This is a genomic window from Kocuria sp. CCUG 69068 (assembly GCF_020833785.1).
Lineage (GTDB): Bacteria > Actinomycetota > Actinomycetes > Actinomycetales > Micrococcaceae > Kocuria > Kocuria rosea.
In genome coordinates, this window is the sequence record NZ_PDDL01000031.1 from 25,794 (window position 1) to 35,787 (window position 9,994).

At 73.0% G+C, this 9,994-nt stretch carries 12 protein-coding genes and 1 riboswitch; of the genes, 8 read left to right on the forward strand and 4 right to left on the reverse strand.

What is annotated here, in order from left to right; translation table 11 throughout:
• Nucleotides 1-32 precede the first annotated feature (32 nt).
• Nucleotides 33-1,526: an aldehyde dehydrogenase family protein gene (locus CRM73_RS08265; RefSeq protein ID WP_017832150.1), complete on the reverse strand. Its 1,494-nt coding sequence runs from the start codon at nucleotides 1,524-1,526 to the stop codon at nucleotides 33-35.
• Nucleotides 1,523-3,664 carry a choline BCCT transporter BetT gene (betT, locus tag CRM73_RS08270; RefSeq protein ID WP_017832151.1) on the reverse strand — a complete coding sequence of 714 codons (2,142 nt, stop codon included), beginning with the start codon at nucleotides 3,662-3,664 and terminating at the stop codon, nucleotides 1,523-1,525. The genes CRM73_RS08265 and betT overlap by 4 nt, the downstream gene beginning before the upstream one ends.
• Nucleotides 3,665-3,840: 176 nt before the next feature.
• Here betT and CRM73_RS08275 point away from each other — a divergent pair, with 176 nt between their 5' ends.
• The 5 genes from CRM73_RS08275 to CRM73_RS08295 all read left to right on the forward strand — a co-directional run bounded on the left by CRM73_RS08275 (nucleotide 3,841) and on the right by CRM73_RS08295 (nucleotide 5,770).
• Entirely contained in the window at nucleotides 3,841-4,371 is a 531-nt protein-coding gene (locus CRM73_RS08275; RefSeq protein ID WP_035926976.1) for a TetR/AcrR family transcriptional regulator, read from the forward strand.
• A 3-nt stretch (nucleotides 4,372-4,374) separates the two neighbouring features.
• Nucleotides 4,375-4,722, forward strand: coding sequence for a multidrug efflux SMR transporter (locus CRM73_RS08280; RefSeq protein ID WP_017832153.1), 348 nt, complete (start codon nucleotides 4,375-4,377; stop codon nucleotides 4,720-4,722).
• Nucleotides 4,722-5,045, forward strand: coding sequence for a multidrug efflux SMR transporter (locus CRM73_RS08285; protein ID WP_017832154.1), 324 nt, complete (start codon nucleotides 4,722-4,724; stop codon nucleotides 5,043-5,045). The genes CRM73_RS08280 and CRM73_RS08285 overlap by 1 nt, the downstream gene beginning before the upstream one ends.
• Nucleotides 5,046-5,267: 222 nt before the next feature.
• On the forward strand, nucleotides 5,268-5,474 hold the full coding sequence (locus CRM73_RS08290; RefSeq protein WP_017832155.1) for a cold-shock protein: 207 nt from the start codon (nucleotides 5,268-5,270) through the stop codon (nucleotides 5,472-5,474).
• 107 nt (nucleotides 5,475-5,581) lie between these two features.
• Nucleotides 5,582-5,770 (forward strand): hypothetical protein, encoded by a 189-nt coding sequence (locus CRM73_RS08295; protein WP_017832156.1) that lies wholly within the window; start codon nucleotides 5,582-5,584, stop codon nucleotides 5,768-5,770.
• 102 nt (nucleotides 5,771-5,872) lie between these two features.
• Here CRM73_RS08295 and CRM73_RS08300 read toward each other — a convergent pair whose 3' ends face one another.
• Nucleotides 5,873-6,169: a hypothetical protein gene (locus CRM73_RS08300; RefSeq protein WP_017832157.1), complete on the reverse strand. Its 297-nt coding sequence runs from the start codon at nucleotides 6,167-6,169 to the stop codon at nucleotides 5,873-5,875.
• 417 nt (nucleotides 6,170-6,586) lie between these two features.
• A riboswitch (SAM riboswitch) is annotated at nucleotides 6,587-6,712 on the forward strand.
• A 13-nt stretch (nucleotides 6,713-6,725) separates the two neighbouring features.
• Here CRM73_RS08300 and CRM73_RS08305 point away from each other — a divergent pair.
• On the forward strand, nucleotides 6,726-6,953 hold the full coding sequence (locus tag CRM73_RS08305; protein ID WP_035926979.1) for a hypothetical protein: 228 nt from the start codon (nucleotides 6,726-6,728) through the stop codon (nucleotides 6,951-6,953).
• Between the two features lie 11 nt (nucleotides 6,954-6,964).
• A complete protein-coding gene (locus CRM73_RS08310; RefSeq protein WP_017832159.1) occupies nucleotides 6,965-7,348 on the forward strand; it encodes a PIN domain-containing protein in 384 nt (127 codons plus the stop codon).
• Between the two features lie 3 nt (nucleotides 7,349-7,351).
• On the opposite strand, the gene CRM73_RS08315 is transcribed toward CRM73_RS08310, so the two are convergent.
• Nucleotides 7,352-8,527, reverse strand: a complete 1,176-nt coding sequence (locus CRM73_RS08315; protein ID WP_161976658.1) for a glycosyltransferase family 1 protein — start codon at nucleotides 8,525-8,527, stop codon at nucleotides 7,352-7,354.
• Between the two features lie 115 nt (nucleotides 8,528-8,642).
• On the opposite strand from CRM73_RS08315, the gene CRM73_RS08320 reads away from it, so the two are divergent.
• Nucleotides 8,643-9,994: DUF6350 family protein (locus CRM73_RS08320; protein WP_229587352.1), on the forward strand; the 1,352-nt coding region annotated here is incomplete at its 3' end.

Genomic DNA, 9,994 nt, shown 5'->3' on the forward strand with positions numbered 1-9,994 from the left:
TGCGGGCGACGACGACGCCGGGCGGGCACGGGTCAGGGTGCGGCGAACCAGCCGGTCACGGCGGGGGCCGTGTTCTGGTAGACGTGCTTGAGCTCCTGGTACTCGCCCAGGCCGGTGGGGCCGAGCTCGCGCCCGACGCCCGACTGCTTCATCCCGCCCCACTCCGCCTGCGGCAGGTAGGGGTGGAAGTCGTTGATCCAGATCGTGCCGTGGCGCAGCCGGCCCGCCACGCGGTGGGCGCGGCCGGCGTCCGCGGTCCACACGGCCCCGGCGAGGCCGTAGATCGTGTCGTTGCCGATCTCGACGGCCTCGTCCTCGGTGCGGAAGGTCTCGACCGTGACGGTGGGGCCGAAGGCCTCGTCGTGCACGCAGTCCATCTCGCGGGTGCAGCGGTCGATCACGGTGGGCGGGTAGAAGAAGCCCTGTCCGAGGTCCAGCGACCCGTCGGCGGACGTCCCGGTGGAGTGCTCGCCGCCGGTGCGGACGCGCGCCCCCTGCTCGCGGGCGCGCTCCACGTACGCGTGCACCTTCTCGCGCTGGGCCGCCGAGATGAGGGGGCCGGTCTCGGCCTGCTCGTCGAAGGGGCCGCCGAGGCGGATCCGCTCGGCCCGGCGGACGAGCTCGTCGACGAAGCGCTCGGCGATCGGCTCCTCGACCACCAGGCGAGCCCCGGCCGAGCAGACCTGCCCGGAGTGCACGAACGCGGCGTTGAGGGCGTTGTCCACGGCGGCGTCGAAGTCGGCGTCCGCGAAGACCACGTTGGGGTTCTTGCCGCCGAGCTCCAGGGCGACCTTCTTCACGGTGGGCGCGGCGGCGGCCGCGATCCGCCGGCCGGTCAGCACGCCGCCGGTGAAGGAGACGAGGTCCACGTCGGGGGAGGAGGACAGCGGCGCGCCCGCCTCGGCGCCGGCGCCCAGCACGAGGTTGGCCACGCCGTCGGGCAGGCCGACCTCCTGGAGGACCTGCATCATCAGGATCGCCGTGTGCGGGGTGAGCTCGGCGGGCTTGAGCACGAAGGTGCACCCGGCGGCGATCGCCGGGGCGATCTTCCACGCGGCCTGGAGCAGCGGGTAGTTCCAGGGCGTGATCATCCCGCACACGCCCACGGGCTCGGTGACGACCTTCGAGACCACGGTGGGGTCCCCGGCGTCGACGACGCGCCCGGCCTGCTCCGCGGCGGCCTTGCCGAAGTACGTGAAGCACGCGGCGATGTCGTCCATGTCGATCTCGGACTCGACCAGCCGCTTGCCGGTGTCGAGGGACTCGGCGCGGGCGAACTCGTCCTTGCGCTCGCGCAGCCGGGCCGCGACCCGCAGCAGCAGGTCCCCGCGCTCCGGGGCAGGCACGGACGACCAGCGGCCGTCGTCGAAGGCGCGGCGGGCCGCGGCGATCGCGCGCTCGGTGTCCTGCGCGGTCGCCTCGGCGACGGTGCCGACCTCGGCGCCGTCGGCGGGGCAGACGATGGTGCGGGTGCCGCCCTCGGCGGCGGCCTGCCACTGGCCGTCGATGAACAAGGTGCTGCTCACGGGTGTGCCTCCTTCGCCGCGGGGATCTGCCCCGTCGGCACGTCGTGGATGTCGGTGGACCAGTCGGGGTGGCCCTGCTCGCCGTCCTGGATGACGGACGGCCCGTCGTGGATGCTCAGGAAGGCCAGGTGCGCCTCCCAGCTGTCGAGGACGTCGTTGATGACCTGCTCGTGGCTCCAGTCCATGACGTCCGTGCCCTGGGAGCCGGTCTCGTTGAAGACCTCCAGGCGGTAGTACAGGTCGGAGTCCGGGTTGGTGCGGAACCCGCCGAAGGCCGGCACGGGTGTGGCCACCGGATAGATCTGGTAGCAGAAGTCCCGGTCCTCGCCCATCCGCACGGTCAGCGTGTGCTCGGACAGGTCCTGGTAGCCGACCACCGAGCTGGTGAGCTCGGCGTCGAGGCCCTGGGCCCGGAACTCCTCGACGACCTCCGCGAGGGCGGGGACGAGCGCCTCGTCCTCGTAGCGGCGCACGGCCTTCGGGCCCGGGAACGAGCCGGTCCGGGAGAGCCGCCGGCGCCAGTGGCTGTCCGGGCCGGGGATGCGGGACGCGGCCGCGGAGCGGCGGGTGGAGCTGCGCCCCTCGCGCTGGGAGCGCTCGGCGCGCAGGGCCTTCCAGAACCCGATCATGACCAGGTACATCACGATCGAGAAGGGCAGGCCGATGATCAGCGTGGCGGCCTGCAGGGTCGGCACCCCGCCCACCAGCAGCATCGCCAGGGTCAGCAGCCCGGTGGCGGCGGCCCAGAAGATGCGCAGCCACTTGGGCCCGTCCTGGGTGGGGTCCTGGATCGTCGAGGTGAACGTCGACATCACGAGCGCGCCCGAGTCGGCGCTCGTGACGTAGAACAGCAGCCCGGCCAGCGAGGCGAGCGCGATGAGCACCGGCGCGCCCGGGTACTGCTCGAGCAGCGAGTAGAACGCCCGCTCGGGGGTGTTCATGGCGGCCTGGCCGAAGGCGTCGTCGCCGCCCGTGACGATCGCCAGGGCGCTGTTGCCGAAGACCGAGACCAGGATGAGGATGAACAGGAACGGCACGGTCAGGGTCGCGATCACGAACTCGCGCAGGGTGCGGCCCCGGGAGATCCGCGCCAGGAACAGGCCGACGAACGGCGCCCAGGCGATCCACCAGGCCCAGAAGAAGAGGGTCCACCCCGCCATCCACTCCGCCGCACCGGTGTAGGCGAACGTCTCCATGGTCATCCCCGGCAGCGAGGAGACGTAGTCGCCGAGGTTCTGCACCGTGGCGTCGAGCAGGAACGAGGTCCGGCCGGCCACGAGCACCCAGACGATCAGCGCCACGGCCATGAGCACGTTGAGCTCGGAGAGCCTGCGGATGCCCTTGTCCACGCCCGAGACGCACGAGGCGGTGGCCATCACCACGGCCACGACGATCAGCCCGATCTGCGCCGCGGTCCCCTCCTCGATCCCGAAGAGCAGGTAGAGGCCGTAGTTGAGCTGCACCACGCCGATGCCCAGCGAGGTGGCCACGCCGAAGATCGTGCCGAGCAGCGCCGCGATGTCCACGACGTCCCCCGTGCGCCCCTGCACCCGCTTGCCGATCAGCGGGTAGAGGGCCGAACGGATGCTCAGGGGCATGTTCCACCGGTAGGCGAAGTAGCCGAAGGCCATGCCCATCAGCGCGTACATCGCCCAGCCCGTGACGCCGTAGTGGAACAGCGTCCACACCACGGCCATGCGGGTGGCCTCGGCCGTCCCGCCCTCCCCGGCGGGCGGGCCGTAGTACTGGGTGACGGGCTCGGCCACGGAGAAGAACAGCAGGTCGATGCCGATGCCGGCGGCGAAGAGCATCGCGGTCCAGGTGAACAGGTTGTACTGCGGCTTCGAGTGGTCGGGGCCCATCTTGATGGTCCCCTCGCGGGAGAACGCCACGACCAGGACGAAGACCGTCACCACCGTGGCGGTGAGGACGTAGAACCAGCCCATGTTGGTCGCGATCCAGCCGACCACGGCGCTGATCACCGCGGAGGCCTGGTCGGGGGCGAGGATCGCCCACAGGGAGAACAGGACGATGGTGATGCCCGAGCCGGCGAAGACCGTCCGGTTCACGGCCGGCCGGGAGCGCCCGGCGGGTGGGGTGCCGCTCTCGGGCGGTGACTGGTGCAGGGCGGAAGTCATGGGACGAGTCCTCCTGGAAGTGGTGATCCGGGTCGGGGAGCACCTGCCGGGTCCAGCGCGGACCGGGCAGGGGCGGGACGTCGTCGTGCCCGCGGACCGGTGCGGCGGCCGAAACCCGCGCCCCGGGGATGCTCAACATCGTGTCACCACCCTTCCGGTTGGTAAAGTTCTTTCTCATGAGCACCTCCTCCCGCGAGCGCATCCTCGACGGCGCCCTCGAGCTGATCCGGGGCGGCGGCACGGTCTCCCTGGCGTCGGCCGCGCGGCAGGCGGGTCTGACCAAGCCCGGGGTGATGTACCACTTCCCCACCAAGGAGGCGCTGATGCTCGCCCTGGTGGACCGGGTGATGGACGGCTGGGACGCGCAGATGGCCCGCCGCCTGCCCGGCCCCCCGGAGCAGGTGCCCGCGGCGGAACGGCTGCGCGCCTACCTCGACTGGTGCCTGTCCGGGGAGGTCGACGAGACCGACCTCGTGATGCTCACCGACCAGCGGCTGCGCGCCACGCTCAAGGAGCGCTGGGTCGCGCGGGTGGAGCCGTGGGTGCACCTGCCCGCGGACCTGCCCGCCGAGCGCCGGAGCCGGCTGCTGGCCGTGCGGCTGCTCGCCGACGGCGTGTGGTTCGCCGACGCCGCGGGCGTCTTCGCCCCCGACCCGCAGGAACGGGCCCGGGTCAGGGCGGTCGCCGACGAGCTCCTGGAGGGCTGAGCCGTGCTGCGCCGGCTGCTGCTGCTCGCCGCCGTGCTCGCCGAGGTGGCGGCCACACTGTCGCTGAAGGCGGCTCTGGACGAGCCCGCCTGGTACGCGCTCGTCGTCGCCGGCTACCTCGCCGCGTTCACCCTCCTGGCGGCCGTGCTGCGCCGCGGCATGCCGGTGGGGGTCGCCTACGGCGTGTGGGCCGCCCTCGGGGTGATGCTCACCGCTCTGGCGGCGGCCGTGGTCTACGGTGAGCGGCTGAGCCCGGCCGTGCTGGCCGGGATCGTGCTGGTCGTGGCCGGCGTGCTCTGCGTGGAGCTCGGCTCCCGCCGCCCCGCCCCCGAGACCGAGGAGGCGGCCTGATGGCCTGGCTCTTCCTCAGTGTCTCGATCCTCACCGAGGTCGCCGGAACCCTGTCCCTGCGGATGGCCGCCCGGGGCCGCCGCCGCTGGTACGCCGCCGTGGCCGTCGGCTACCTGGTGGCGTTCACCTGCCTGAGCCTCGTCCTGGCCGAGGGCATGGCGCTGGGCGTCGCCTACGGCATCTGGTCGGCCTCCGGCGTGGCGCTGACGGCACTGGCCGGCCGGGTCCTGTTCCGCGAGCCGTTCACCTGGGTGACGGCGGCCGGGGTGGCCCTCATCGCCGGCGGAGTGCTCCTCATCGAGCTCGGCGCCCCGCCGGTCTGAGCGGTCCCCGGTGCCGGGCCGGGTCCGGCGCCCCGTCCCGGGTGGTGCGGCGCCGGATCTCGTGTAGAGTAGTCCGCAGTTGTTGAGGTTCGTTTTTGTCTTTCAAGCAGTTCGGCCCACTCGGGTGCAGCAGTTTTTCTGAGAAGACGTTTTCCATGCATCACAACTGTTTTGTTTCTCGAACGTCGGGAAACGTTCATCTCATGAAGGATCAGGTCTCCCATGACTACCGGTATCGTCAAGTGGTTCAACGCTGACAAGGGCTTCGGCTTCATCACCCCCGAGGACGGCTCCAAGGACGTCTTCGCCCACTTCTCCGCGATCAACTCGAACGGCTTCCGCTCGCTGAACGAGAACGACCGCGTCGAGTTCGAGACCCAGGACGGCCCCAAGGGCCCCCAGGCTGCGAACATCAACGTCATCTCCTAAGGATCTTCCGCGGGCTCCGGCCCGTTGATCCTCCAGAACCGTCGTCGGGCTGCGCCCGGCGGCGGTTCTGTCGTCGTACCCGCCGAGCAGCACCGGGAGGAAGCGCCGTGACCGTTCCCGATCCGCTCCCCGCCGCGGAGGAGCCGGAGGACCCCTTCGTGGTGAACCGGGTCTCCGACGCCGAGCTGGACGTCTCCGTGCCGTTCGAGGTCGAGGCCTCCGAGTGGGGATTCGACGGCTCCGCCGACGAGGCCGGCGGCGGCTGGGGCTCGGCGGGGGACTACGGCCTCGAGTGAGCACCCCGCGGGTCCCACCGGCGCTCCGGACGTCACCGTCCTCCCGCACGACGGAGGCCGCAGCCCGACGGGCTGCGGCCTCCGTGCGCTCCTGTCCGCCGGCTATGCCGACAGCGGGAGGGACGAGGGGTGGAGCTTGAAGAACGGGTGCCGTCCGGTCGCCGCGAGGGCTCCGGGAACGAGGAGCTGGCGGTACTTGGCGCACCATTGCGCCGTACCCTCCGTGTGCTCCGCCGCGGCGGCCAGGTCGTCGGCCTCGGGGCTCAGGTACTCCTGCACGTCCCCGTCGGTCGACGTGAGACGGACGAGGTGGAGATCGGGGAGGGCGGTGACGGTCACGTCGATCCACTCCTCGCGCTGGTCGGTGGTGATGGCTGTTCTTTCTTCGGACATGGTCATGTTTTCTCCTGACGTTCTTGCAGGCATCCGATGGCGTTGCCCGCCGCTTCGTCATCCGATCCACCCGGGAACATCGGGTTGGCGCGCAGCGGGTCGGAGCCCCTCCACGGTTCCGCCGGGGATCGTCGATCTCCGGCCGAGGGCGTGGACGCCGCATCTCGAGAAGCAGGTTCAGGCTACCCCGCGGCACCGACACCTCGACAAGCGAGTCGTGAGTTGTGTCACTGAAACGTAATGCGCGGGGCCGTCGCCTGCGCCGTCCCCGGTACTACGGGACCCATTCCAGCGCAACGATGTGTCGTCGAGATGTCCGGGCGGTGACACCCCGGGGAAGGCCTGTGCACAGGAGGGGGCACCGGATCCGGCCGGGTCGCCGCACGCGGACACGGTTCGGCCGATGTGGTTCAATGGGGAGAGCTTCAAGAGACCCGGTCGGCAAGCTCCGACTTGACCGGGCACCAACCCCATGTTCACGGGTGGTTCGGATGACGAAGCGGCTCGCATCGCCGCAGCAGCGGTACCCGGTGCGAGCAAGAGCGCACGAAGGATCCCGGTCATGTCCGACCCCCGCAACTCCGCCGCCCGCACGGGCGCGTTCCCCCAGCCCTCCCACGCCGTCCCGGCCACCGGGGACGGGACCCGCCGCGACCCCGCGCCGAGCGTCCCGGCGATCAGCGTCTCCGCCATGAGCGTCGAGGACTACGCCCGCGTGGTGCAGGTCCGCACCGAGTTCGTGGACTTCCTGCTGGCTCCGGCCCGCGGGGAGCTCGCCGCCGCGGCCTGAGGCCCGCCGCCGTGGACCTCCTCCTGGACCGTTCCGTGCTGCTGGGGGTGCGCACCCCGGAGCGCTGCCCCGAGCTGGCCGAGGTCCTGCGCCGGCACGGACACCGGCGGCTGTTCCTGCCCGCCACGGTGCTCGGGGAGCTGCTCGCCGAGCGGCCCGACGAGACGCTGTGGGCGGAGCAGCTCGAGCTGCGCTTCCCGGGCCGGGTCCTCCCCGCGGACGCCGCCGTGGCCCGGGCGTGGGGAGCGCTGGCCGCGACGGGGGCGGCCGATCCGCTCGCCGGGCTCACCGCGGCCACGGCCCTGGTCCACGGGCTGACCGTGCTGACCGCGGAGCCGGGGCGGTACGCCGGCACCGGGGCGCCCGTGCTGGACGCGTCCCCCGCCCGCCGGTAGCCCTCAGACGGCCCGGCGGTGCCGGCGGCTGCGCCCCTGCCCCTGCGCCGAGAGCGCCACGGCGCGCTCGTAGTGCTCGAGCAGCTGCCCGACCAGCACGTCCCACGTCCGGCCCTGGACCGCCGCGTGCGCCGCGACGCCGAACGCGGCCCGCTTCGCCTCGTCGCCCAGGAGATCCGCCACGTACCCGCGCAGCGCCCCGAGGTCGCCCGGGGGATAGAGCCAGCCGGTGCGGGACCGGTCCACGAGGTCGAGGGGACCGCCCCGGCCGGTCGCGACCACCGGCACCCCCGAGGCCATGGCCTCCTGGATCGTCTGGCAGAACGTCTCGAACTCGCCGGGGTGGACGAACACGTCGAAGGACGCCATGATGCGCGCCAGGTCGGCACCGCTGCGGCGCCCGGTGAAGTGGGCCTGCGGGAGCCGGCGGCGCAGGGCGTCCTCCTCCGGGCCCGAGCCCACGACCACCAGGCGGGTGCCGGGCAGGTCCGCGACCGCGGAGAGGTCCTCGACCTGCTTCTCCGGGGCGATCCGGCCCACGTAGCCGACGATCCGCCGGCCGCCGCCGACCTCCTCCCGCCACCGCTCGTCGCGGTGCCGGGGGGAGAAGCGGGTGGTGTCCACCCCGCGCCGCCACAGGTGCACGTCCTGGACGCCGTGCTCGGTGAGCTGCCGGACCGCCGCGGTGGACGGCGCGAGCGTGAGCGTGGCGAGGTTGTGCATGGAGCGCACGTGCCCCCACAGGAGCTGCTCGAGGAACGGGGCCCCGTACTTGGCCGCGTAGCCGGGCACGTCGGTCTGGTAGACCGCCACGCACGGCACCCCGAGCTGCTGGGCCGCCAGGATCGCCCGGCGGCCCAGCACGAACGGGGAGGCCACGTGGACCACGTCAGGCCGGAAGCGCTCCAGCTGCCGCCGCACCCGGGCCACGGTCCCGCCGGCCACCCGCACGGCGGGGTAGCCGGTGAGCGGAACGGCGGGCAGCCGGTGCACCGGCACCCCGTCGAGGTCCTCGACGACCTGCTCCGCCGGGCGCCCGAGCGGCGCGGGTTCGTAGGAGGGCGCCACGACCACGACGTCGTGCCCGCCGGCGACCAGCTGCTCGACGACCCGCAGCACCGAGTGGGTGACTCCGTTGAGGTGGGGGAGGAACTGCTCGGCGACCACGGCGACTCTCATGCTCCCGAGCCTGCCGGGGCCGGGCGACCGGACGGCGAGCGGGGCGTGGCCCGCCGGTGAAGGCGCCGTGAAGCCTCGGCCGGGGTGCCGCCCGGGCGTGGGAGGATGGTCGGTGATGAACTCCCAAGGCCTGTCCTCCCCCGCTGCACGCCCGGACCGCCGGGGTGTGCCCATGCCGCTGTGGCTGCAGGGCGTGCTGGAACTCGGCTCCGTGGCCGTGGTGTCCTACCTGCTGGTCCTGCTGACCGTCCTCATGGTGTGGCTCGCCGACGGCTTCGACACCCTCGGCCTGACCGGCGGGTTCGTGCTCTCCGGTCACGTGTGGCTGCTCGCCCACCTCACCCCGCTCCAGGTGGCCCTGGACCCGGGCGCAGGGCTGCCCGCGACCACCGGGACGCTCAACCTCGTCCCGCTCGGGCTCACCCTGGTGCCGTTCGCCCTCTCCTGGCACGCCGGGAGACGGCTGGCCCGCGCCTGCTGGGAGGGCCAGTTCTGGCAGCCGTACCTCAGCGGACTGGCCGCCTACTCCGCGTTCGGCGCCGCCGCCGCGCTGCTCTTCAGCGGAGGGGAGGTCTCGGCGAGCCCGGCCGCGGCCGCCGTCTTCCCGCTCGTCCCCGTGGCCCTGGGCGGCTTCGTGGGCGCGTACCGGGCCTCCCGGTCGCTGCCGGGACTGATCGGCGTCAACGCCGCCGCGTGGGTCGAGCGCACGAGCCAGTACTCCCGCTGGGCCGGGTCCTACGTGTGGGCGGTGCTGCGCGCCGGCTTCGTCGCGGCCGTGGCCGGGGTCGGGGCCGGGGCCGCCCTGCTGGCCGCCGCCCTGTTCTGGAACTGGAACGACGTGGTGGGCGTCTACCAGCGGCTGGGCACCGGCGTGCCGGGGGACACCGCGCTGACGGGACTCCAGCTCGGCTACCTGCCCAACCTCGCGGTCTACGCCCTGGCCTGGGCCACGGGCGCGGGCTTCGAGCTCGGCTCCGGCACGCACGCCTCTCCGCTGGGCACCGAGGCCGGGCCCGTGCCGCTGCTCCCGGCGCTCGCCGCGCTGCCGCCCGCCGAGCTCCCGGCCTGGGCGCTCGTGGTGGTCGTGCTGCCGGTCCTGGCCGGCGTCCTCGCCGGCTGGTGGTTCCTGCGCGAGGGGGAGAACCACCTGGACGACTGGATGGCGCTGCGGCTGCCCGCGCGCTGGATCACGTACCCGCTCTCGACGCTGCTGACCGGGGTCTTCGTGGGCGCCGTCGCCGGCGTGCTGGTGATGCTCCTGAGCTGGCTCGCGCACGGCTCGCTGGGGCTCGGGCGGCTCACGGACGTGGGACCGGACGGTCCCGCCGTGCTGCTGCTGTGCGGCGCCGAGGTGGCCGTCGGGGCGGCGGTCGGCTGTGTGCTGGGACCGTGGCTCGAGCACGAGCCGCCGTTCGCGCCGCCCCGCGGCGGCGAGGACGGCGAGGACCGGACGCCGGCCGGCCGGCG

Coding starts and splice junctions, on each gene's coding strand:
- betT (WP_017832151.1), bottom strand. CDS start 3,664: ATGACTTCCGCCCTGCACCAGTCACCGCCCGAGAGCGGCACCCCACCC.
- CRM73_RS08275 (WP_035926976.1), top strand. CDS start 3,841: ATGAGCACCTCCTCCCGCGAGCGCATCCTCGACGGCGCCCTCGAGCTG.
- CRM73_RS08285 (WP_017832154.1), top strand. CDS start 4,722: ATGGCCTGGCTCTTCCTCAGTGTCTCGATCCTCACCGAGGTCGCCGGA.
- CRM73_RS08290 (WP_017832155.1), top strand. CDS start 5,268: ATGACTACCGGTATCGTCAAGTGGTTCAACGCTGACAAGGGCTTCGGC.
- CRM73_RS08300 (WP_017832157.1), bottom strand. CDS start 6,169: ATGACCATGTCCGAAGAAAGAACAGCCATCACCACCGACCAGCGCGAG.
- CRM73_RS08305 (WP_035926979.1), top strand. CDS start 6,726: ATGTCCGACCCCCGCAACTCCGCCGCCCGCACGGGCGCGTTCCCCCAG.
- CRM73_RS08315 (WP_161976658.1), bottom strand. CDS start 8,527: ATGAGAGTCGCCGTGGTCGCCGAGCAGTTCCTCCCCCACCTCAACGGA.